Source organism: Streptomyces sp. NPDC006687 (assembly GCF_040636215.1).
GTDB lineage: Bacteria > Actinomycetota > Actinomycetes > Streptomycetales > Streptomycetaceae > Streptomyces.
Window position 1 is genome coordinate 240,074 of record NZ_JBEYJJ010000003.1, and the last position, 21,496, is coordinate 261,569.

A 21,496-nucleotide genomic window follows, 5' to 3' on the forward strand; every position below is an offset into this window, starting at 1 on the left:
CCACTCCGAGGCCCCGGACGCGCGCCTCGCGCCGCGTCCGCGCGGCCGGTCTGGCAACTTGGCTGACATGAGTACGGCTACGCGCAGATCCCCCCTGACCGACTGGACCCTCCTGGTCCCCGTGGCGGCGCTCGCCGCGCTCGTCCTCAGCTGGGGCCGCGACCTGCCCGGAGCCCTGGTGGGCCTGGTCGCGCTGTGCCTCGCGGGGGCGGTCCTCGCGGCCGTCCACCACGCCGAGGTCGTCGCCCACCGGGTCGGGGAGCCCTTCGGCTCGCTCGTCCTCGCCGTGGCCGTCACCGTCATCGAAGTGGCCCTCATCGTCACCCTGATGGCCGACGGCGGGGACAAGACCGCCTCCCTCGCGCGCGACACCGTCTTCGCCGCCGTCATGATCACCTGCAACGGCATCGTCGGCCTGTCCCTCCTCGTGGGCGCCCTGCGCAACCGGGTCGCCGTGTTCAACGCCGAGGGCTCCGGCGCCGCCCTGGCCACCGTCGCGACCCTCGCCACGCTCAGCCTGGTCCTGCCGACCTTCACCACCAGCAGGCCCGGCCCCGAGTTCTCCAGCGCCCAGCTGACCTTCGCCGCCGTCGCCTCCCTGGCCCTCTACGGGCTGTTCATCGCCGTCCAGACCGTCCGCCACCGGGACTACTTCCTGCCCGTCGCCACGGCGAAGAGCGCCGCCGGCGACGAGGAGCACGCCGAGCCGCCCACCGCCCGCGCCGCCCTGACCAGCTGCGGCCTGCTGCTCGTCGCCCTCGTCGCGGTCGTCGGCAACGCCAAGGCCGTCTCCCCGACCATCGAGAAGGCCGTCGCCGACGCCGGGCTCCCGAACGCCGTGGTCGGCGTCGTCATCGCCCTGCTCGTCCTGCTCCCCGAGACCCTCGCCGCCGTCCGGGCCGCCCGCCGCGACCGCGTCCAGACCAGCCTCAACCTCGGCTACGGCTCGGCCATCGCCAGCATCGGCCTGACCATCCCGGCCATCGCCCTGGCCTCCGTCTGGCTGAAGGGCCCGCTGCTGCTCGGTCTCGGCCCCACCCACATGGTGCTGCTCACCCTGACCGTGGTGGTCGGCGCCCTCACCGTGGTGCCGGGCCGCGCCACCCTCCTCCAGGGCGGGGTGCACCTCGTCCTGCTGGCCGCCTACCTCTTCCTCGCCGTCAGCCCGTAGCGCCCCCGCCCGGTGCGTCCGGCCGCCGCACCGATCTTGACCCGGCCCCGCGGCGGGGCGAGGATCGCGCCATGAAGGCAGTACGGCACCACACGGTCGACGGACTCCTCCACGCCGCCGCCCAGCGGCACCCCGGCCGGACGGCCCTGCGCTACCGGCAGCGGACCTGGACGTACGGGGAACTCGACGCGGCGGTCTCCACCGGCGCCGCCGTGCTGCGGCAGCGCTACGGGCTGGCCGCGGGGGACCGGGTCGCGGCTTTCGCGCACAACTCCGACGCCTATCTCATCGCCTTCCTCGCCTGCGCCCGCGCCGGCCTCGTCCACGTCCCGGTCAACCAGAACCTCACCGGCGAGGACCTCGCCCACATCCTCGGCGACTGCGCGAGCGCCCTGGTCCTCGCCGACCCCGCCCTGGCCGGCCGGGTCCCCGCCGGGCATCCCGTACGGGCGCTGCGCGACGAGCCCGGTTCCTTCCTGGCGGAGCTCGCCGGCTCCCGGCCGTACGAGCCGTCCTCGGACCCCTCGGCCCTGGTGCAACTGCTGTACACCTCGGGGACCACGGCCCTGCCCAAGGGCGCGATGATGACGCACCGGGCACTGGCGCACGAGTACGAGAGCGCGATCGCCGCCCTGGACCTGGCGGAGGGGGACCGCCCCCTGCACTCCCTGCCGCTGTACCACTCGGCGCAGATGCACGTGTTCCTGCTGCCGTACCTGGCGGTGGGCGCGGACAACACCGTCCTGGACGGGCCGGTCGCGGAGGAGGTGTTCGACCTGGTGGAGGCGGGCCGGGCGGACAGCCTGTTCGCGCCGCCGACCGTGTGGATCGCCCTGGCCGGCCACCCGCAGTTCGGGCAGCGGGAGCTCGGCGCGCTGCGCAAGGCGTACTACGGGGCTTCCGTGATGCCGGTCCCGGTCCTGGAGCGGCTCCGGGAGAGGCTGCCGGGGCTGGGCTTCTACAACTGCTTCGGGCAGAGCGAGATCGGCCCGCTGGCCACGGTGCTCCGGCCGGAGGAGCACGAGGGGCGGATGGAGTCCTGCGGCCGGCCCGTGCTCCACGTGGAGGCGAAGGTGGCCGACGAGGACGGCGCCGAGGTTCCGGACGGCACGGCGGGGGAGGTGGTGTACCGCTCGCCGCAGCTGTGCCTGGGCTACTGGAACGACGCGGAGGCCACCCGCAGGGCCTTCCGGGACGGCTGGTTCCGCTCCGGTGACCTCGCCGTGCGGGACGCCGAGGGGTACTTCACGGTCGTCGACCGGGTCAAGGACGTCATCAACTCGGGCGGGGTGCTCGTGGCCTCCCGGCAGGTCGAGGACGTGCTCTACACCCATCCGGGGGTGGCCGAGGCGGCCGTGGTGGGGCTCCCGGACGAGCGGTGGGTCGAGGCGGTCACGGCCGTGGTCGTCCCGCGCGGGCAGGTCACGGAGGCCGAGCTCCTGGCGTACGCCCGCGAGCGGCTCGCCCACTTCAAGGCGCCCAAGCGGGTGTTCTTCGTGGACGCCCTCCCGCGCAACGCCAGCGGCAAGATCCTCAAGCGCGAGCTCCGCACCCGCCTCGGCACGCCCTGACCTGACCTGACCTGGTCCGAACCGGCCCGGCCCGGCGAGGCCGGCCCGGCCTGGCGAGGCCGGGCCGGGCCGGTGCCCGCCCCGTCAGGCGTCGAAGCCGGTGCCCCGGCTGATGGGCTCCCAGATACGGGCCTCCTCGCGGGCGGCGTCGGCGTGGGCGAGGATCGCGTCGAGGGCGTCGTCGCCCAGGGCCAGCCGCAGCGGGGTCTCCTCGGCGTCCAGCGCGGCCAGGATCGCCGCGGCGGCCTTGACGGGGTCACCGGGCTGCTTGCCGTCACTGTCGGGCAGCCCCTGGCGCACCGCACCGACGGTGTCCGCGTAGGCGGGCAGGACGGCGGCCGACTGCTGGAGCACGCCGCCTCCCGCGAACCCGGTACGGAAGGCTCCGGGCTCCACGATCAGCGTCTTGATTCCGAAGGGTGCGACCTCGCCGCGCAGTGCCTCGGTGAGGCCCTCCAGGGCGAACTTCGTCGCCGAGTAGGCGCCGACGCCCGGGAAGGACAGCCGTCCGCCCATGCTGCTCATCTGCACGATGGCACCCGACTTGCGCTCGCGCATGTGCGGCAGGGCCGCGCGGATCAGGGCGGCCGGGCCGAAGAAGTGCAGCTCCATCAGGTCGCGCAGTTCCGCCTCGGAGGTCTCCTCGACCGCTCCGATCAGGCCCCGGCCGGCGTTGTTGACGAGGACGTCGATCCGGCCGAACCGGTCCACGGCCTCGGCGACGAGTTCCCCGGCCCGCGCGGTGTCGGTGACGTCCGCCGCGACCGGTACGAGCCGCTCCGGGTGGGCGGCCGCCAGGTCGTCCAGGGCGGCGGGCCGGCGGGCCGCCGCGACGACCGTGTCCCCGGCCGCCAGGGCGGCCTCCGCCAGCGTCCGTCCGAAGCCCGAGGAAGCCCCGGTGATCAGCCATACCCGTCCGGTGACGTGTTCCTGCGTAGACATCAATCCCCCTGTGGCGCAACGGTGTTGTAGGTGGGTGCACGCGTACGGGCCTGATCCTGCCATGCTCCGGCCCGGGGCTCATTCCTGTCCCGGATCGCGGGAAGCGTCCTCGTCGGAGCCGGACCCGGAGCCGGAGCCGGAGCCGGGGGCTTCGCCGGGCGGATGCCGTCGCAGGGTGAGGTGCTCATGGACCAGACGGCCCACCAGCGCCCCGCCGTAGACCACGAAGCCGACGCCGACCAGCCAGGACTGGACGACCAGCAGCGTGCCGAACGGGCCGTACGTCACCGCGTTCGAGGCGATCAGCGGGGAGAACGCCAGCTGGGAGAAGATGCGCAGGCCCAGCAGGCCGAGGCTGGTCGCCACCGCCCCCGGAAACAGCGCGCCCCAGCGCACCCGCCCGCCCAGCAGCAGCCGCCCGGAGCTCCAGAAGAACAGGCAGGTGCCGACCAGGTCGCTGATGGTGCCCAGGATCGCCCCCAGCGTGCTGTCGGAGGGTGCGGGGATCTCGACGAGCAGCCCGAGGTAGCAGACGAGCAGGGCCAGCCACACCACATGCCGCCACATGGTGTGCCAGCGGGCCGTCGGCACGTCCCACACCTTCTCGTAGCCGGTCTGCACGGCGGAGCCGAAGGTCAGGCCGAACACCGCGAGGGCCGCCAGCCCGAAGGCGGTGGTCCGCTCCAGCGCCAGGTCGGCCGCCCCGAACACCGTCTCCACCCTGCTCCGGGAGGGCGCGGTGACCCCGAGGGCCTGCCCCAGCCAGCGGCCGAACCCCGACCCGCTGCCCGGCGCGGCCGCCGCCACGACCACCAGCAGCGGCACCAGGGTGAGGAACCCGAGGGCGGCGAAGCCCATCGCCCGGTGCATCAGCTCGATCTCGCGGCCACGGCTCCAGGCCAGCCCGGCGGGGGAGGCCAGGAACCGGTTCTGCAGCTGCCGGAAGGTCGAGGTCACCCCCCATCCCTTACCCGGACGGCCCGGCGGCTCCCGGCAGCCGCGCCGCAGCGGGGCCGAACGAGGGCCGAAGGAGGGCCGAAGGAGGGTCGAAGGAGGGTCGATGGGGTGGGCGCCACCCGTGGGGACCGCCGGCCGGCGGGCCCTGCGCTCCGCCTCCCGTCCCCGCCTCCCTCCCGCTCAGCCGTCCACCGGGCCCTGCCCGGTCTCGCGCAGGTCCTTCACCCGCTTGATCTTGCCGACCGAGCGCTCCAGGCTCTCCGGCTCCACCACCTCCACCCCGACCGACACCCCGACGCCCTCCTTGACGGCCCGCCCCAGCTCGGCCGCCGCCGCCCGCCGCTGACCGGCATCGGCCTCCCGGCGCGCCTCCACCCGTACCGTGAGCGCGTCCATCCGCCCCTGCCGGGTCAGCCGCAGCTGGAAGTGGGGGGCCAGGGCGGGGACGCGCAGGAGTATCTCCTCGATCTGGGTGGGGTAGAGATTCACCCCGCGCAGGATGATCATGTCGTCGCTGCGGCCCGTCACCTTCTCCATCCGGCGGAAGGCGGGCCGCGCGGTCCCCGGCAGCAGCCGCGTCAGGTCCCGGGTGCGGTATCTGACCAGGGGCATGGCCTCCTTGGTGAGGGAGGTGAACACCAGCTCGCCCGGTTCGCCGTCGGGCAGGACCGCCCCGGTCAGCGGGTCGATCACCTCGGGGTAGAAGTGGTCCTCCCAGACGTGCAGCCCGTCCTTGTGCGAGGCGAACTCCTGCGCCACGCCCGGCCCCATCACCTCCGACAGGCCGTAGATGTCGACGGCGTCGATACCGAGCCGGTCCTCGATCTCCCGGCGCATCTCCTCGGTCCAGGGCTCCGCGCCGAAGACGCCCGTCCGCAGGGAGGTCGCGCGCGGGTCGATGCCCTGGCGCTCCATCTCGTCGAGCAGGGTGAGCATGTAGGAGGGGGTCACCATGATCACCTCCGGGCGGAGGTCCTCGATCAGTCTGACCTGGCGGTCCGTCATGCCCCCGGAAGCGGGCACGACCGTACAGCCCAGCCGCTCCGCCCCGTAATGGGCGCCGAGACCGCCGGTGAACAGGCCGTACCCGTAGGCGATGTGCACCATCTGCCCGGGCCGGGCGCCCGCCGCGCGCAGCGACCGCGCGACCACATCGGCCCAGACGGCGAGATCCCCGTCCGTATAGCCCACCACGGTGGGCCGGCCGGTGGTGCCGCTGGAGGCGTGCAGGCGGCGGACATCGGTCCGGGGGACGGCGAACATCCCGAAGGGGTACTGCTCGCGCAGGTCGGCCTTGGTGGTCAGCGGGAAGAGCGCCAGGTCGGCCAGGGAGCGGCAGTCGTCGGGGTGCACCCCTGCCTTGTCGAAGGCGTCACGGTAGAAGGGCACGCGGTCGTAGACCCGGTGCAGCGTGGCCCGCAGCCGGGTGAGCTGGAGTGCCGCCAGCTCGTCGGGTCCGAGCCGCTCCCCTTCGTCACCGTTTGTGCCCGCAGCGCCCTGTCCGCCGAGCTCCGTGTTCGCCGCCATCGCCGTCACCTCATCAAGGACCGACCAACCCAACCGAACGTTCATTCGGTAGCTTGCCCGACCCTGACCCGCGAATCAATGACTCGAACGAGTGATCGTCCGGCCTAGCCCTGGGCCCCCGTCTCCGCCTGGGTGGCCACCGTCTTGGCCCAGCGGTAGTCCGCCTTGCCGCTCGGGGAGCGCTGGATGGCCGGGGTGATCACCAGCTGGCGGGGGATCTTGTACCCCGCCAGCCGGGTGCGGCAGTGCTGCTGGATCTCCTCCAGCGAGGGCTCCGGGGCGCCGGCCCGTACCTGGACCACGGCGGCCACATGGCTGCCCCACGTAGGGTCGGGTACCCCCGCCACCAGGGCGTCGTACACGTCCGGATGGGACTTCAGGGCCTGTTCGACCTCCTCCGGGTACACCTTCTCCCCGCCCGTGTTGATGCACTGCGAACCGCGCCCGAGGACGGTGACGATGCCCTCCGCGTCGACCGTCGCCATGTCGCCCAGCAGCACCCACCGCTCGGAGCCCTTCTGGAAGAAGGTCTCCGCCGTCTTCACCGGGTCGTTGTAGTAGCCCAGCGGGACGTGCCCCCGCTGCGCGAGCCGCCCCGGCACGCCCACCGCCACCGGCTCGTGCGTCACCGGATCCACCACCTGCGTACGGTCGTTGACTTGGAGCCGGAACCCCTTCTCCGGGCCCGAGTCGGCCGTGGCCCGCCCGTTCGAACCCGACTCCGACGAACCGAAGTTGTTCAGCAGCACCACATGCGGCACCAGCCGCTGGAACTCGGCGCGCACCGACTCCGACATGATCGCCCCCGAGGAGGAGACGCTGAACAGCGAGGACAGGTCCGTCCCCTTGAGCGGGCCGTTCAGGGCGTCGATCAGCGGCCGGAGCATCGCGTCGCCCACCAGGGACACGCTCGACACCTTCTCCTTCGCGATGGTGCGCAGCACCTCCTCGGGCGCGAACTTGCGGTGGATCACCACCCGTTGGCCGTAGTTGAAGGCGATGAACGAGGTCAGGGTGGAGGTGCCGTGCATCAGCGGGGGTGCGGGGAAGAACGTCAGCCCCGCGCCGCGCGCCGCGACCCGTTCCGCCAGTTCCTCGGGCCGTTTGACCGGTTCCCCTGACGGCTCCCCGCCGAACAGCCCCGCGAAGAACAGGTCTTCGGCCCGCCACATGACCCCCTTGGGCATGCCGGTCGTGCCGCCGGTGTAGATGATGAACAGGTCGTCCGGGCTGCGCGGCGCGAACCCGCGCCCGGGGGACCCGGCCGCCTCGGCGTCCTCGTACGCCACAGGCGCGATCGCCGGCTCCGGGGCGCCTGCGGGGGACTCGCCCACCCGGACGAGGTGGCGCAGCTTCGGCGTCTGCGGCAGCGCGGCCGCCACCCGCTCCGTGAACTCGCCCTCGAAGACGAGCCCGGCGAGGTCGGCGTCGTTGTAGAGGTAGACCAGTTCCTCCTCCACGTAGCGGTAGTTGACGTTCACCGGGACCAGGCGCGCCTTGAGGCAGGCCAGTACGGTCTGCAGGTACTCGACGCCGTTGTAGAGGTGCAGCCCCACGTGCTCTCCGGGCCTCAGACCGCTGTCGGTCAGGTGGTGCGCGACGCGGTTCGCGGCGGCGTCCAGCTGCGCGTACGTCAGCCGGCGCTCGGTGCCGGTCCCCGGGTGGTCCACGTACACCAGCGCCTCGCGGTCGGGGACCACGTCGACGACCGACTCGAACAGGTCGGCAAGGTTGTACTCCACCGTTCCTCCTCCTGGCCCGGACCGGGCGTCGACCGGTCTCCGCTCGGCGGTCATTAGAGCGTCGCCCGGCCCAACTGGGAAGGGCGCCCGGCAAGAAAACTGACTGGGCGTCAGAAAACCCTTGTACTGCACCCGGCCCTCCTGCAACCTGTTCTAGGTCTGGAGACGGGAGGACGGCAATGGGTGGGACGGAACACCTCACCGTGGAGCGCCGGGGCGCCACGCTGGTGCTCACCATGAACAGGCCGGAGGCGAAGAACGCGCTCTCGCTTCCGCTGCTCGTGGGGCTGTACGACGGCTGGCTGGAGGCGGACGCCGACGACGCCATCCGCTCGGTGGTCCTCACGGGCGCGGGCGGGGACTTCTGCGCCGGCATGGACCTCAAGGCGCTGGCCGGCAAGGGCATGGCGGGCGACCAGTACCGGGACCGGCTCAAGGCCGACCCCGACCTCCACTGGAAGGCGATGCTGCGCCACCACCGGCCGCGCAAGCCGGTGATCGCGGCGGTGGAGGGCTACTGCGTGGCGGGCGGGACCGAGATCCTCCAGGGCACCGATATCCGGGTCGCGGGCGCCGGGGCCACGTTCGGGCTGTTCGAGGTCCGGCGCGGGCTGTTCCCCATCGGCGGCTCGACGGTACGGCTGCCACGGCAGGTGCCGCACACGCACGCGCTGGAGATGCTGCTCACCGGGCGCCCGTACGGGGCGGAGGAGGCGGCGCGGATCGGGCTCGTGGGGCGGGTGGTGCCCGACGGGACGGCGCTGGACGCCGCGCTGGAGATCGCCGAGCGGATCAACGGGTGCGGGCCGCTGGCCGTCGAGGCGGTGAAGGCGTCCGTCTACGAGACGGCCGGGATGACGGAGGCGGAGGGGCTGGCGGCCGAACTCGCCCGGGGGTGGCCGGTGTTCGACACCGCCGATGCGGGGGAGGGGGCGCGGGCCTTTGCGGAGAAGCGGGAGCCGGTGTACCGGCGGGCTTAGCCGTGCCCCCGGCCCGGCGCCCCGGTCCCGCCCGGTTTTGCCCGGCGTCCCCGGCGGGTGGGTGCGGGGCCGGTGGCGCCGGGGCCGGAGCGCGGGGCGGGGTCGGGCGGCCCTGCGGGGCTGGTCCCCTACCCACCCTTCGCCCGTTCCCCGGGGCTGCGCCCCGGGCCCCGTGGGGCTGCGCCCCGGGCCCCCGTCGGGGTGCGCCCCGGGCCTCGGGGCTGCGACCGCTTTCGGCTGCCACCCGCGACCACGGGGCTGCGCCCCACCTCGGGGCTGCGCCCCGGACCCCGTGGGGGCAGGGCTCCCGCCGGGCTAGGCCCCGGACCCGGGGGCTCTGCCCCGCCCTGGTGCTCGGCCCTACCCCCCCGGGGCAACGTCCCAACCCCGGGCCCCCGCCCCCAACCCGGGCACCATGCCCAACCCCGGGCCCAACGCTCCCACCCCGGGTCCCAAGCCCCGACCCCGAGTCTGCGCCCCTCTTCCCCGTCCCTTCCACCCCCCCGGAGGTCCCCATGACAGCCGCGTCCCCGCCCCCCGAGGTGCTGCGTGCGCCTCTTGTCGTCGAGTTTCCGTTCACCCGGTCCCTCGGGCCCGTGCAGAGTGCCTTTCTCACCGGGCTCCGGGAGCGTGTCGTGCTCGGGGTGCGGACCTCCGCCGGGGCGGTGATGGTGCCGCCCGTCGAGTACGACCCCGTCACCGCCGAGGAGCTGCGCGAGCTCGTCGAGGTCGCGTCCACCGGGACCGTCACCACCTGGGCCTGGAACGGTGAGCCGCGCCCCCAGCAGCCCCTGCGCACCCCCTTCGCCTGGGTGCTCGTCCGGCTCGACGGGGCCGATACCGCCGTCCTGCACGCGCTCGACGTCCCCGGGCCCGACGCCGTGCGCACCGGGATGCGGGTACGCGTGCGCTGGGCGGGGGAGCGGACCGGGGCCATCACCGACATCGCCTGCTTCGAGCCGGAGGGGGAGGACGGGCGCGGGGGCGAGAGGGGCGCCGCGCCGCATGACGGGGTCTTCGGCGAACCCGTCACCGGCATCGTCGCCGAGGCCCGCCTGGACTACACCTACAGCCCCGGCCGGGCCCAGAGCGCCTACATCAACGCCCTCTCCGAACGCCGCACCGTCGGCGAGCGCTGCCCCTCCTGCCACAAGGTCTACGTCCCCCCGCGCGGCGCCTGCCCCACCTGCGGGGTCGCCACGACCGACCGGGTGGAGGTCGGCCCGGCCGGCACGGTCACCACCTTCTGCATCGTCAACATCAAGGCGAAGAACCTGGACATCGAAGTCCCCTACGTGTACGCCCACATCGCCCTCGACGGCGCCGGCCTCGCCCTCCACGGCCGGATCGGCGGCATTCCCTACGACCAGGTCCGCATGGGCCTGCGCGTCGAACCGGTGTGGACCGACGGCGGCCGCTACCCCGACCACTACCGCCCCACCGGAGAACCGGACGCGGACTACGACGCGTACAAGGAGCTCATCTGATGCCGGGGAAGAGCAGGCACGCCCGGGACGTGGCCGTCGTCGCCTTCGCGCAGAGCGACCACCTGCGCCGCACCGACGAACTCAGCGAAGTCGAGATGGTCATGCCCGTCCTGCACCAGGTGCTGGACGCCACCGGCCTGAAGACCGGGGAGATCGGCTTCACCTGCTCCGGCTCCAGCGACTACCTCGCCGGCCGGGCCTTCTCCTTCACCATGACCCTCGACGGCGTCGGCGCCTGGCCGCCGATCTCCGAGTCGCACGTCGAGATGGACGGCGCCTGGGCGCTCTACGAAGCCTGGGTCAAGATCCAGACCGGCGAGGCCGACACCGCACTCGTCTACGCGTACGGGAAGTCCTCCCCGGGCTCCGTCCGCGACGTCCTCACCCGCCAGCTCAACCCCTACTACCTCGCCCCCCTCTGGCCCGACTCGGTGGCCCTGGCCGCCCTCCAGGCCCAGGCCCTCATCGACGCGGGGGAGACCGACGAGCGTGCCCTGGCCGCCATCGGCGCCCGCAGCCGGGCCGCCGCCACCCGCAACCCGCACGCCCAGCTGCGCGGAGCGGTCCCGCAGGGCGGCTACCAGGTGGCACCCCTGCGCACCGGGGACTGCCCGCCCATCGGCGACGGGGTGGCGGCCGTCGTCCTGGCCGCCGGCGACACCGCCCGCCGGCTGTGCGCGCGGCCCGCCTGGATCACCGGCATCGACCACCGCATCGAGGCCCACGCCCTGGGCGTGCGCGACCTCACCGACTCCCCGTCCACCCGCACCGCCGCCGAGCACGCCGGGTTCTTCGACGCCCCGGTGGACACCGCCGAGCTGCACGCGCCGTTCTCCTCCCAGGAGGTCGTCCTGCGCAAGGCGCTCGCCCTCGGCGAGGACGTCACCGTCAACCCCTCCGGCGGCGCCCTCGCCGCCAACCCCGTCATGGCCGCCGGCCTCATCCGCATCGGCGAGGCCGCCGCCCGGATCCACCGCGGGGACTCCCACCGGGCCGTCGCCCACGCCACCTCCGGCCCCTGCCTCCAGCAGAACCTGGTCGCCGTCCTGGAAGGGGACCGAGCATGAGCGCATCCGGTACGCCGGGCAAGGAGCCGGTGGCCGTCGTCGGCGTCGGCCAGACCAAGCACGTCGCCGCCCGCCACGACGTCTCCCTCGCCGGCCTGGTCCGGGAGGCGGCGGTCCGCGCCCTCGCCGACGCGGAACTGACCTGGGCGGACATCGACGCCGTCGTCATCGGCAAGGCCCCCGACTTCTTCGAGGGCGTGATGATGCCGGAGCTCTACCTCGCCGACGCCCTCGGAGCCGTCGGCAAGCCGATGCTGCGCGTGCACACGGCGGGCTCGGTCGGCGGATCCACCGCGCTCGTCGCCGCCAACCTCGTCGCCGCCCGCGTCCACCGCACCGTCCTCACCCTGGCCTTCGAGAAGCAGTCCGAGTCGAACGCCATGTGGGGCCTGTCCCTGCCCGTCCCCTTCCAGCAGCCCCTGCTGGCGGGCGCCGGCGGGTTCTTCGCCCCGCACGTGCGCGCGTACATGCGGCGGACGGGGGCGCCCGGCACGGTGGGGTCGCTCGTGGCCTACAAGGACCGGCGCAACGCGCTGAAGAACCCCTACGCCCACCTCCACGAGCACGACATCACCCTGGAGAAGGTCCAGTCCTCACCCATGCTCTGGGACCCGATCCGCTACTCCGAGACCTGCCCCTCCTCGGACGGGGCCTGCGCGATGGTCCTCACCGACCGGGCGGGCGCCGCCCGTTCGCCCCGGCCCCCCGCCTGGGTGCACGGCGGGGCGATGCGCAGCGAGCCGACCCTGTTCGCCGGCAAGGACTTCGTCTCCCCGCAGGCCGGGAAGGACTGCGCCGCCGACGTCTACCGGCAGGCCGGGATCACCGACCCGCGCCGGGAGATCGACGCGGTCGAGATGTACGTCCCCTTCTCCTGGTACGAGCCGATGTGGCTGGAGAACCTGGGCTTCGCGCAGGAGGGGGAGGGCTGGAAACTCACCGAGGCCGGGGTCACCGAACTCGACGGGGACCTGCCGGTCAACCCGTCCGGCGGCGTCCTGTCCACCAACCCGATCGGGGCCTCGGGCATGATCCGCTTCGCGGAGGCGGCCCTCCAGGTGCGAGGACTGGCCGGGGAGCACCAGGTGCCGGGCGCCCGCCGGGCACTCGGGCACGCGTACGGCGGCGGAGCGCAGTTCTTCGCCATGTGGCTGGTGGGGGCCGGGCGGCCGGACAGCTGAGCCGCGCCGGGCACGGGCGCCGTCCGCGGTCTGTGCGGGGCACGCCGCGCTGGCTACCCTGGCCACCGGACGACCACGTACGGGAGGAGCAGGCACATGGCCGAGAGCACCACCGCGCGGATCCCCGCCCACCGGGGCAGGCCCGAGCTCGATCTCAGCGCGGCGGACTGGCAGCCGAGCAGGCGGGGTGCGGGCGACCTCCAGGTCGCCTTCGTGGAGGGTTTCATCGCCATGCGCGACAGCGACCGCCCGGGCGACCCGTCGCTGGTCTTCGCCCCGAACGGCTGGCGCAAGTTCGTCCTGGGCGCCCGGGCCGGACGGTTCGACCTGGGCTAGCCACGGCGACGGCCCGAGCCGCGGGCCCCGGTACGGACGCGGCCGGGGCGGCCCGGGTCGGATGTCGGCGCGCGCCGTCAGCGGTCGGGGCGGCCCGGGTCAGATGCCGGCGCGGGCCGTCAGGCGCAGGGCCACCTGGAGTTCGTGTTCGCCGGACACCGTGCCGAGGTGCTCCCCGGTGAAGGCTTCCTCCAGGACGGCACGGACCCGGCGCACCGGCTCGGCGGCGCCGTCCAGCTCCGCCCGCACGGCCGAGGCCGGCCGGGGCGGGGGCCCGGCGGCGGGTACCCGCCGGCGGACGTCCACCGTCACCGCCCAGATGCTCGGGGCCGCCCCGGGCGCGGCGGCGGCCCGTGCCGGGACGGGGGCCGGCGGGGTCATCCCGGGGAACGCCTCCGCCAGGACCCCCAGCACGGCCTCGGCGCCCTCCCGGTCGCAGTGGCTGACCAGTACGTTCACCTCGGCCTCCCCCACGGGCCCCTCCGCCGAGGACCCCTGCGGCGCCCGCGGTGTCCGCGCCGCGTCCACCCGCCCGGGGTCGGCGGCCGGGCCCGCACCCGTACCCGTACGGGAGGGCTCGCCGGGCGGCCGGCCGTGCTCGTCCACCATCGCCCCCGCGTCCGGGAGCGGCACGCCGCCCCGTCCGGGGTCCTCGTGGCCGCGGTTCGTGTCCATCCTTCGCCTCCGGGTCGGGGCACGGTCCCGCGCGGAGCCCGGGGCCGGCCGTTGACCGGCACGTCAGGTGCCTCGCCTGGCGACTGTCCGCGCACGGCCCCACCAAACCCGCGGCCGCACCCCGATCCCGCCCGGCCGGCCGCTCAGCGCCGTACGCCCTCGGGGCGGTCCGGCGCGGGTGGGCGGGCGCGGAAGGCGGCGACCAGCGGGGAGCGGCGCAGGGCCCGGGACACCGCGACGAGGTCCGGGGCCGGGGCCGGCCCCGGGGCCGCGGCCACCGCGGCCGGGGCGCCCAGACGCAGGCGCCGTACCGCCGCGAGCACCGCCACCGCCTCGGCCGTCGCCGCCGCCTGGGCGGGGGTCTCGTCGCGGGCCAGGGCCTCGGCGAACGCCCGGGCGCGGACCCCCGGGTCCATGTACGGCTGGAGCCGCAGCAGCCCGTCGCTGATCCGCGTCCTGCGGTGGACCAGGCGCCGGCTCAGCGGGGAGCGCCGGGGCAGCCGCAGCGAGCCGGTGTCCAGCCCGGCCAGCTCGCGGACGAACGGGTCGAGGGAGCGGTACTGGCGGTAGTCCGTCCACAGCGCCCGCCCGGCCTGGCCGGCGTGCGGCAGGATGAAGCCCACGGCGATGAGCAGGGCGCCCACCGCGGCGATGGGCGGTGCGACGTACGTACTGAGCCAGTCGAGGTCGCGCCCCGCCCAGCGGGCGGACACCGCGACCAGCTTTACGGCGTCGTAGCAGAGGTTCGCCAGGAACCCGAGGACGAGGAACACCAGGCCCGCCCGCAGCCAGCCCGCCACCTCGCGCAGCCACGTCCAGGTGACGACGGTGGTGATCAGGCAGGCGGCCGTGTGGGCCCCCAGGTAGAGCAGGATGTGCTCGCGCATCCAGGGCGTGGTGGCGTAGTACGTGTCCAGGTCCCGCAGCCGTTCGGCCGGCAGGTCGGCGAGGGCGAAGGTGATCCACAGGCCGGCGACCACGGCCGCGTACACGGCGGCGATCGCGCGGGTGGTGCGGCGTACCCGGCGGGGGTCGCCGCCGCGCCAGTGGATCACCAGGATCAGGCAGGCGGCGCAGAACATCGTGATCAGCGAGTAGACCAGCGGCGCCGCGAGGTTGCTGACGCCGGTGGAACGGTTCACCAGGGCGAGGGTCGAGGGCCTGCCGCAGTAGAAGACGGCCGAGCCCAGCAGGAGCAGGCCCCCGAGGGAGCGCACGTCCGGATCGTCGCGCCAGAACCTCATGATCGCCGGCAGCCGCAGGGCGAACGCCAGGGTGAGGATCACCGCCGGGATGAGCAGCGGGATGTAGTACTTGTCGGAGGTCAACGTCAACCGAGCGGCCCGCGGTAGCCCAGCGCGTTGCCGATCCGGCCCGCGACACCGTTCCCGTGGCCGCCGCCCGGGGTCTCGGCCCCCAGCAGCCAGGGCCGGCAGCGGTCCCCGAGCATCAGGCCGAACCGCTCGGCCTCGATCTCCTGGGCGTCCTCGTAGTGGGACCGCGCGGCGACGCTCGCGTACGTCAGCGACGAGGCGTCCGGCAGGGAGCGCGCCGCGTCGGCCGCCCCGCGCCCGTGCTCACCGCAGTGCCCCGCGTTCATGTGCCACAGCTCGTGTCCCAGGATGACCAGTTGGTGGTCGGGGGTGGTGTGCTTCTCCACCACGACGATGTCGTACTTCTCCATGTTCAGCCAGAGACCCGAGGTGGTCAGCTCGGTGGGGAAGCGCTCGAAGCGCAGCACGATCGGACGCCCGCCGCGCGTGCGGCTCATGGCCTCGCACAGGGCGCGGAAGAGGGTCTGCGGATCGACCGGCGCCTCCAGGTCCAGCGAGGAGGTCAGCGCGGTGCACAGCCTGCGCATGGACCGGGACCGGTTCACCGGGCCACCCCGGCGTGGGGCTCCGCGGAGAGCGTCCCCGCGATCGTCAGGAAGGAGGCGGCGCGGCCAAAGGACGCGGCGGACGCCGCGCAGTACCGCGGGTGCGGCCGCTCGCGGCCGCGGACCGCCACCGGCAGCGGGACACCGGCCCGCTCCGCGAGGGCCACCGGGTCTAGGGTCTCGTCCACGGCCAGCCGCCTCTCCTCCGCACGCGCCCGTATCCGCTCGGGCGTCGAGGCGAGGGGAAGCGGCGCATCGCCGGCAGACACGGTCATCCGTCTGTGCTCCCATACGTCCGAAGGCCGGCTGCGCGCCCGGGACGGCGGTATGCCACCCCCGGCCATCCTGGTCCCCACCTTCGGATCGTAGTCGCCGATTCGAAAACGACCGCCGATTCGAAAACGATCGCGGACCGGCGGCGGGGACGGACAGCAAGATACAGCCACAGCGGCTGGGGGTGGCAGAAAAGAGTGCATGCCCGGAAGCCTCCGCGAGGCCCCCCGGGACCGGAAAACCCGCGCGGCCACGTACCATGGGCCGCATGTCCTTCCTCCGCCGCCACCGCGCCGCCACACCCGCCGGCCCGGACTTCGACGTCCTCGCCATGGACCCGGGGGACTGGCCGGGCAACCTCGGAGCCGGGCTGCTGCCCGCCCCCGACGGCAGCTGCCAGGGCGTCTTCCTCCGCTACGACCTCTTCGGCGGACGCGGCCCCGCGATGATCATCGGCAACCTCCCCGAGGGCTCCCCGGCCCGGGACCTCGGCGAGGGACAGGTGCCCTTCGAGGTGGCCCAGCTCCTCGACGCCCTGGAGAACGACGAGGAGGTCGAGGTCACCGGCACCGAGGACTGCCCCGTCATGCAGGGCGACAACCTCCTCATCGTCCGCAAGGTCAAGCTGTCCGAAAGCCGCATCTCCTGCGTGCAGTTCGACCGCAGCGACAACGTCCTCGTGACGATCGCCAGCTGGGACCGCCCCATCACCGACGACCTCTACGCGCTGCTGAAGCCGCTCCCCGCCGAGCTCTTCCAGCAGGGCTGACCCTGCCCAGGAGAGGTCAGGCGGTGTCCGCGATGTCGTTCGCCGCCACATAGCCGAAGGTCATCGCCGGCCCGATCGTCGACCCGGCCCCCGCGTAGCTGTGCCCCATCACCGCCGCGCTCGCGTTGCCCGCCGCCCACAGGCCCCGGATCACCGATCCGTCCGCCCGCAGCGCCCGGGCCCGGGCGTCGGTGACGATGCCCCCCTTGGTCCCCAGGTCGCCCGGCACGATCCTGAAGGCGTAGAAGGGCGGCGCCCAGATCGGCGCCAGGCAGGAGTTGGGCGAGACGTTCGGGTCCGTGTAGTAGTGGTCGTACGCGGTGTCCCCCCGGTGGAAGTCGGGGTCCGATCCGCTCCACGCCTGGGCGTTGAACCGGTTCAGCGTCGCCCGCAGCGCCGCCGCCGGCACGCCGATCTGCCCGGCCAGCGCGTCCCAGGTCCACGCCTTCCTCGCGGCGCCCGCCTCGTACCAGGCGTCCGGGAAGGGCAGCGTCGGCAGGATGTCCTTGAACAGGTACCGGTTGCGGTAGTTCTGGTCGACGATCAGCCACGCCGGGATGTGCGACCCCGGGTCCCCCCGGTCCTTCTCGTACATCACGTGCACCACGTCGCTGTACGGCGCCGCCTCGTTCACGAACCGGGCCCCCGCGCGGTTGACGATCAGACCGCCCGGCAGGGTCCGCTCCGCCAGGCAGAAGTACGGCTCCCCGGGCAGCGGGATCGACGGCCCCCACCAGGCGTCCTCCATCAACGCCAGCGCCGCGCCCGCCCGCTGCCCCGCCAGGATCCCGTCGCCGGTGTTCTCCTTCGCGCCCACCGACCACGCGGTGCCGATCGGCTGCTGCTGGTAGCGCTCGCGCATCCGCGCGTTGTGCTCGAAGCCGCCGGAGCCGACCACCACCCCGCGGCGGGCCCGGACCACACCCCGTACGCCCTCCTTCTCCACCACCACCCCGGTGACCGCCCCGCCTTCCTGGACCAGGTCCACCAGCGGGCTGTTCAGCCACACCGGCACCCCCGCCCGCATCAGCCCGGCCCGCAGACCGGCGGCCAGCGCCTGGCCCATCGTCAGCGGCTTCTGGCCGAGCAGCGCGGCCTTCGTGCCGCGCGCCAGGCACTCCGTGGACACCGCCAGCCCCTTCGCGGTCACCGCGGCCAGGTTGAGCCACTTGTAGTCCTGGCTGAACACCACCATCCCCGCCGGCACCTGCATGTACGCCGGGTTCAGACGCGCCAGCTCGGCGCCCAGGAGGTTCCCGTCGATCTGGTCCGGCTCGATGGAGCGGCCGTTGGGCAGGCCGCCCGGCAGGTCCGGGTAGTAGTCGCTGTAGCCGTCCATGAAGCGGAACCTGAGCGGGCTGTTCGCCATGACGAAGTCCAGCATCCGGGGACCGTTGGCCAGGAAGGCCCGCTGCCGGTCCGCCGGCACCTCCGGCCCCACCACCGCCGCCAGGTACCGCGCCGCCTTCTCCGGGGTGTCCGGCACCCCCGCGCCCAGGATCACCGAGTTGTTCGGCAGCCAGATCCCGGCCCCGGAGCGCGCCGCCGACCCGCCGAACGTCGGGGCCTTCTCCACCACCAGCACGCTCAGACCCCGCCCGGCGGCGGTGAGGGCGGCGGTCATCCCCGCCGCCCCCGACCCGACCACCACGACGTCGTACACGCCGAGCGGAGCTCCGTCGGCCCGTGCGGCGGCTCCCGGCAGCACGGCGGCGGCGACCGCCCCGGCTCCCGCCCCGGCGAGGACCGTCCGGCGGGAGGGTAGGGCGGGGCGCACCGGTTCGGCGCCTGCGGACACGGACACGGCCTCGGTCATGGACGGGCTCCAGGGGTGGGTGACGGGCGGCGGACCGACATGCTGATGCTGAATCAGAAAAGGTGTGCGCAGGAGCATGCGATGTCAAGGGCACCCGCGCCCGGCCGATCCGTTCCCGGACACGCGCGAGCCCGTGGCCCCCGCACCAGGTGCGGGGACCACGGGCTCGCGTACGAAGGAACGCCAGACGGGAGGGTCAGCGGGTGCCGACCGCCGCCCGGACGGCTCTGCGGGCCATGCCCGCGTCGTCGTGGAGGCGGCGCAGCAGCAGGCGCTGCTCCTCCCCGGAGGACAGGGCCCCCGCGGGCAGCGGCTGGGCCGACGGGGCCGCCAGCATCGAGCGCTGTACGGCGGTCTCGCACATCCGGATCTCCCGGGTCAGCACCAGCATCAGGTTCACCAGGAACGCGTCCCGGGCCGCCGGACCGGCGGACTGGGCGAGCCGGCTGATCTGGCTGCGCGCCGCGGGGGCGTCACCCAGGACCGCCCACAGCGTCGCCAGGTCGTAGCCCGGCAGGTACCAGCCCGCGTGCTCCCAGTCCAGCAGCACCGGACCGGCCGGGGACAGCAGCAGGTTCGACAGCAGGGCGTCACCGTGGTTGAACTGCCAGGTGATCCCGGCCGGCCGCAGCCCGTGCAGCAGCTTCTGCAGGTCGCCGTAGTCCCGGTCGGTGAGCAGCCCCAGGTGGTGGTCCCGGGCGATCCGCCGCGTGTAGTCCACCGGGTGGCCGAACAGGTCGGCCGGCGGACGCCACTGGTTGACCCGGCACACCGCGCCCAGCGCCGCCCGTACGTCGGGCCGCGGCGGGGCCTCCACCGGGTGCCGCTGGAGGGCGGCGACCCGGCCGGCCATCCGCTCCACGACCAGGACGCAGTTCTCCGGGTCGGCGGCGATCAGCCGGGGCACGCGGACCGGCGGGCGGTGCCGGACGAAGGTCCGGTACGTCGCTATTTCATGCCGGTACCGCTCGCGCCACTCGGGCGAGTGGTCCAGTAAAACCTTCGCGACGGCGGTCATCCGCCCCGTCGTCCCCACCAGGAGGACCGACCGGCCGCTGCGCCGCAGCACCTGCACCGGGGCGAACTCCGGACAGATCCGCTGCACCGACGCGAGCGCGGTGCGCAACTGCGCTCCCTGCGGCCCGGAGAGGTCGATTCTTCCGCTGAGCGGCTGCGATCCGGCCGCCGGCATCCGCCGGGCCCGTACGGCGCCCGGCGCCGCCGAGAACGGCTGGCGGCCCGGTTCGAGGGAGATACCGCCGCCTCCCGCCTGGAGGGTGCGGTGCGGGCGGACCGGGGCGGACACGGAGGACGTTGCTGCGTACATGGCGTTTACGGTTCCCTTCGTGCGCCGACGAGTTGCGTACGCCGCCCCGCCGGATCCCGTACTTCACCCTGGGGAGTTCCGCCGGTGAACCGGGTCGGGGAGGCGCATTCCTACATGACACCCGGCGGCAGGTGGCGAACCACGGGGCGTGCCCTGGCGAACCCTGGCGAATAGTCCACGGGGAACTGACAGCGGGCTACTGTCAACTCAGCCGAGAACCTGGGGGCTTGACGTGAGCAAAGGTCCAAACACCCGTCTGAACGACCTGTTCGGCCTGGCCGGCTGGTCGAAGGGCGAACTCGCGAGGATGGTCAACCGGCAGGCGGCCGCGATGGGCCACCACCAACTGGCCACCGATACCTCGCGGGTGCGGCGCTGGATCGACATGGGGGAGACCCCGCGCGAACCGGTGCCCACGGTACTGGCAGCACTGTTCACCGAGCGGCTCGGTCGTGTCGTGACCATCGAGGACCTCGGGTTCGTACGACAGCGGCGCACCGCCAGACGGCAGCCGGACGGGGCGAAGGAGAACCCCGACGGAATGCCCTGGGCGCCCGAACGCACAGCCGCGGTCCTCACCGAATTCACGGGAATGGACCTCATGCTCAACCGTCGCGGCCTGATGGGCGCGGGAGCCGCGCTCACCGCCGGCTCAGCCCTCAGCAACGCCCTGTACGACTGGCTGCACACCGAGCCGGCCAGCACCCGGAAGGCGCAGTCCTTCGGCGACCCCTACCAGGCCGACCCGGCGGGCTTCGACCGCTACGAGGCCGCCCCCATCGGCTCGCAGGAGATCGAGGCCCTGGAGCGCTCGGTCGAGGTCTTCCGCGCCTGGGACGCCTCCCGGGGCGGCGGCCTCCAGCGCAAGGCGGTCGTCGGCCAGCTGAACGAGGTCGGCGGGATGCTCGCCTACCACCACCCCGACCACCTCCAGCGCAGACTGTGGGGGGTGGCGGCCAACCTGGCGGTGCTCGCGGGCTGGATGTCGCACGACGTCGGCCTCGAACCCACCGCGCAGAAGTACTTCGTCATCGCCGCGCACGCGGCCCGCGAGGGCGGCGACCGCCCGCGCGCCGGTGAGGCGCTGTCGCGGGCCGCCCGGCAGATGGTCCACCTGGGCAAGCCCCACGAGGCCCTGGACCTGATGAAGCTCGCCCAGGCCGGCTCGGGCGAGGCGACCCTGCCGCGCACCCGCGCCATGCTGCACACCATCGAGGCGTGGGCGCAGGCCGCCATGGGCAAGGGGCAGGCCATGCGCCGCACCCTGGGCGAGGCCGAGGAACTCTTCGTGTCCGACAAGGGCGACGTACCGCCGCCGTCGTGGATGCAGCACTTCGACGAGGCCGACCTGCACGGGATGGAGGCGCTGGCCTACCGTACGCTCGCCGATCACGACGCCTCGGCGGCGCCCGTCGCGGCCCGGCACGCGCGGGAGGCGCTGCGGCTGCGCGGCGACGGCTACCAGCGCTCGCAGATCTTCGACTACATCTCCATGGCCTCGGCCTGCTTCATCGCCGACGAGCCCGAACAGGCCGACCGGTACGCCCGCCTGGCCCTGGTGTCGATGAACGAGACCTCCTCGCACCGCACGTGGGACCGGCTCCGCGAGATGTACCGGCTCACCGGCCAGTACGCCGGGTACGGGCGCATCGAGGACCTCCGTGAGGAGATCGCGCAGGCCCTCCCCGACAGCCCCTCCCCCCGGGTGGCCCGCGGAGTGGAGGTCTAGGGGGCCGGTGCCGTACACCGGGGAGGAGCAGGGGGACGGGAGCGGACGCCGGACGGGGCCGCGTGCA

19 protein-coding genes are annotated in these 21,496 nt (G+C 73.9%); 9 read left to right on the forward strand and 10 right to left on the reverse strand.

The genetic code is table 11. The features are described from left to right. The first annotated feature begins 67 nt into the window (after nt 1-67). Together ABZ716_RS05535 and ABZ716_RS05540 are read left to right on the forward strand one after the other, a co-directional pair. A complete protein-coding gene (locus ABZ716_RS05535) occupies nt 68-1,171 on the forward strand; it encodes an ionic transporter y4hA (protein ID WP_358956781.1) in 1,104 nt (367 codons plus the stop codon). A gap of 71 nt (nt 1,172-1,242) precedes the next feature. Next, nucleotides 1,243-2,742 (forward strand): fatty acyl-CoA synthetase, encoded by a 1,500-nt coding sequence (locus tag ABZ716_RS05540; RefSeq protein ID WP_358956784.1) that lies wholly within the window; start codon nt 1,243-1,245, stop codon nt 2,740-2,742. Between the two features lie 84 nt (nt 2,743-2,826). Here the strand turns inward: ABZ716_RS05540 and ABZ716_RS05545 are convergent, their stop codons facing one another. The 4 genes from ABZ716_RS05545 to ABZ716_RS05560 form a co-directional block, all read right to left on the reverse strand. Then, the gene (locus ABZ716_RS05545; RefSeq protein WP_358956786.1) at nt 2,827-3,684 is read right to left on the reverse strand and encodes an oxidoreductase; all 858 of its coding nucleotides are present in this window, start codon (nt 3,682-3,684) and stop codon (nt 2,827-2,829) included. A 78-nt stretch (nt 3,685-3,762) separates the two neighbouring features. Next, nucleotides 3,763-4,641, reverse strand: a complete 879-nt coding sequence (locus tag ABZ716_RS05550) for a YhjD/YihY/BrkB family envelope integrity protein (RefSeq protein ID WP_358956788.1) — start codon at nt 4,639-4,641, stop codon at nt 3,763-3,765. A 180-nt stretch (nt 4,642-4,821) separates the two neighbouring features. After that, nucleotides 4,822-6,168, reverse strand: a complete 1,347-nt coding sequence (gene paaK, locus ABZ716_RS05555; protein ID WP_358956791.1) for a phenylacetate--CoA ligase PaaK — start codon at nt 6,166-6,168, stop codon at nt 4,822-4,824. 104 nt (nt 6,169-6,272) lie between these two features. After that, nucleotides 6,273-7,910 (reverse strand): acyl-CoA synthetase, encoded by a 1,638-nt coding sequence (locus tag ABZ716_RS05560; protein WP_358956794.1) that lies wholly within the window; start codon nt 7,908-7,910, stop codon nt 6,273-6,275. A gap of 179 nt (nt 7,911-8,089) precedes the next feature. Between ABZ716_RS05560 and ABZ716_RS05565 the strand changes: the two genes are divergently transcribed. The 5 genes from ABZ716_RS05565 (at nt 8,090) to ABZ716_RS05585 (ending at nt 12,961) form a co-directional block, all read left to right on the forward strand. Next, nucleotides 8,090-8,890, forward strand: coding sequence for a crotonase/enoyl-CoA hydratase family protein (locus tag ABZ716_RS05565; RefSeq protein ID WP_358956796.1), 801 nt, complete (start codon nt 8,090-8,092; stop codon nt 8,888-8,890). 515 nt (nt 8,891-9,405) lie between these two features. Beyond that, entirely contained in the window at nt 9,406-10,377 is a 972-nt protein-coding gene (locus ABZ716_RS05570) for an OB-fold domain-containing protein (protein ID WP_358814377.1), read from the forward strand. Next, nucleotides 10,377-11,444, forward strand: coding sequence for a thiolase domain-containing protein (locus ABZ716_RS05575; RefSeq protein ID WP_358956799.1), 1,068 nt, complete (start codon nt 10,377-10,379; stop codon nt 11,442-11,444). The genes ABZ716_RS05570 and ABZ716_RS05575 overlap by 1 nt, the downstream gene beginning before the upstream one ends. Continuing rightward, nucleotides 11,441-12,625 carry a thiolase domain-containing protein gene (locus ABZ716_RS05580; RefSeq protein ID WP_358814375.1) on the forward strand — a complete coding sequence of 395 codons (1,185 nt, stop codon included), beginning with the start codon at nt 11,441-11,443 and terminating at the stop codon, nt 12,623-12,625. Before ABZ716_RS05575 ends, ABZ716_RS05580 begins: the two co-directional genes overlap by 4 nt. A gap of 96 nt (nt 12,626-12,721) precedes the next feature. Beyond that, the gene (locus ABZ716_RS05585; protein WP_351889489.1) at nt 12,722-12,961 is read left to right on the forward strand and encodes a DUF397 domain-containing protein; all 240 of its coding nucleotides are present in this window, start codon (nt 12,722-12,724) and stop codon (nt 12,959-12,961) included. A 99-nt stretch (nt 12,962-13,060) separates the two neighbouring features. On the opposite strand, the gene ABZ716_RS05590 is transcribed toward ABZ716_RS05585, so the two are convergent. The 4 genes from ABZ716_RS05590 to ABZ716_RS05605 all read right to left on the reverse strand — a co-directional run bounded on the left by ABZ716_RS05590 (nt 13,061) and on the right by ABZ716_RS05605 (nt 15,703). Next, entirely contained in the window at nt 13,061-13,636 is a 576-nt protein-coding gene (locus ABZ716_RS05590) for a hypothetical protein (RefSeq protein ID WP_358814374.1), read from the reverse strand. Nucleotides 13,637-13,779: 143 nt separating this feature from the next. Next, nucleotides 13,780-14,970: an MAB_1171c family putative transporter gene (locus ABZ716_RS05595; protein ID WP_358956801.1), complete on the reverse strand. Its 1,191-nt coding sequence runs from the start codon at nt 14,968-14,970 to the stop codon at nt 13,780-13,782. Then, nucleotides 14,967-15,497 carry a toxin-antitoxin system, toxin component gene (locus tag ABZ716_RS05600; protein WP_358957084.1) on the reverse strand — a complete coding sequence of 177 codons (531 nt, stop codon included), beginning with the start codon at nt 15,495-15,497 and terminating at the stop codon, nt 14,967-14,969. Before ABZ716_RS05600 ends, ABZ716_RS05595 begins: the two co-directional genes overlap by 4 nt. Nucleotides 15,498-15,511: 14 nt before the next feature. Then, the gene (locus tag ABZ716_RS05605; RefSeq protein ID WP_358956803.1) at nt 15,512-15,703 is read right to left on the reverse strand and encodes a hypothetical protein; all 192 of its coding nucleotides are present in this window, start codon (nt 15,701-15,703) and stop codon (nt 15,512-15,514) included. Between the two features lie 353 nt (nt 15,704-16,056). On the opposite strand from ABZ716_RS05605, the gene ABZ716_RS05610 reads away from it, so the two are divergent. Continuing rightward, nucleotides 16,057-16,557, forward strand: a complete 501-nt coding sequence (locus ABZ716_RS05610; RefSeq protein WP_351889479.1) for a hypothetical protein — start codon at nt 16,057-16,059, stop codon at nt 16,555-16,557. Nucleotides 16,558-16,573: 16 nt separating this feature from the next. On the opposite strand, the gene kstD is transcribed toward ABZ716_RS05610, so the two are convergent. Beyond that, the gene (gene kstD, locus ABZ716_RS05615) at nt 16,574-18,373 is read right to left on the reverse strand and encodes a 3-oxosteroid 1-dehydrogenase (protein ID WP_358956805.1); all 1,800 of its coding nucleotides are present in this window, start codon (nt 18,371-18,373) and stop codon (nt 16,574-16,576) included. Between the two features lie 196 nt (nt 18,374-18,569). Further along, a complete protein-coding gene (locus ABZ716_RS05620) occupies nt 18,570-19,700 on the reverse strand; it encodes an aminoglycoside phosphotransferase family protein (protein ID WP_358814370.1) in 1,131 nt (376 codons plus the stop codon). A gap of 232 nt (nt 19,701-19,932) precedes the next feature. On the opposite strand from ABZ716_RS05620, the gene ABZ716_RS05625 reads away from it, so the two are divergent. Continuing rightward, the gene (locus ABZ716_RS05625) at nt 19,933-21,429 is read left to right on the forward strand and encodes a hypothetical protein (RefSeq protein WP_358814369.1); all 1,497 of its coding nucleotides are present in this window, start codon (nt 19,933-19,935) and stop codon (nt 21,427-21,429) included. Nucleotides 21,430-21,496 lie beyond the last annotated feature (67 nt).

What these genes read in the sequence shown, in the direction of transcription:
- ABZ716_RS05620 (WP_358814370.1), bottom strand. Translation starts at nt 19,700, where the DNA reads ATGTACGCAGCAACGTCCTCCGTGTCCGCCCCGGTCCGCCCGCACCGC.
- ABZ716_RS05570 (WP_358814377.1), top strand. Translation starts at nt 9,406, where the DNA reads ATGACAGCCGCGTCCCCGCCCCCCGAGGTGCTGCGTGCGCCTCTTGTC.
- ABZ716_RS05585 (WP_351889489.1), top strand. Translation starts at nt 12,722, where the DNA reads ATGGCCGAGAGCACCACCGCGCGGATCCCCGCCCACCGGGGCAGGCCC.
- ABZ716_RS05545 (WP_358956786.1), bottom strand. Translation starts at nt 3,684, where the DNA reads ATGTCTACGCAGGAACACGTCACCGGACGGGTATGGCTGATCACCGGG.
- ABZ716_RS05565 (WP_358956796.1), top strand. Translation starts at nt 8,090, where the DNA reads ATGGGTGGGACGGAACACCTCACCGTGGAGCGCCGGGGCGCCACGCTG.
- ABZ716_RS05540 (WP_358956784.1), top strand. Translation starts at nt 1,243, where the DNA reads ATGAAGGCAGTACGGCACCACACGGTCGACGGACTCCTCCACGCCGCC.
- kstD (WP_358956805.1), bottom strand. Translation starts at nt 18,373, where the DNA reads ATGACCGAGGCCGTGTCCGTGTCCGCAGGCGCCGAACCGGTGCGCCCC.
- ABZ716_RS05600 (WP_358957084.1), bottom strand. Translation starts at nt 15,497, where the DNA reads ATGCGCAGGCTGTGCACCGCGCTGACCTCCTCGCTGGACCTGGAGGCG.
- ABZ716_RS05535 (WP_358956781.1), top strand. Translation starts at nt 68, where the DNA reads ATGAGTACGGCTACGCGCAGATCCCCCCTGACCGACTGGACCCTCCTG.
- ABZ716_RS05590 (WP_358814374.1), bottom strand. Translation starts at nt 13,636, where the DNA reads ATGGACACGAACCGCGGCCACGAGGACCCCGGACGGGGCGGCGTGCCG.
- ABZ716_RS05580 (WP_358814375.1), top strand. Translation starts at nt 11,441, where the DNA reads ATGAGCGCATCCGGTACGCCGGGCAAGGAGCCGGTGGCCGTCGTCGGC.
- paaK (WP_358956791.1), bottom strand. Translation starts at nt 6,168, where the DNA reads ATGGCGGCGAACACGGAGCTCGGCGGACAGGGCGCTGCGGGCACAAAC.
- ABZ716_RS05575 (WP_358956799.1), top strand. Translation starts at nt 10,377, where the DNA reads ATGCCGGGGAAGAGCAGGCACGCCCGGGACGTGGCCGTCGTCGCCTTC.
- ABZ716_RS05610 (WP_351889479.1), top strand. Translation starts at nt 16,057, where the DNA reads ATGTCCTTCCTCCGCCGCCACCGCGCCGCCACACCCGCCGGCCCGGAC.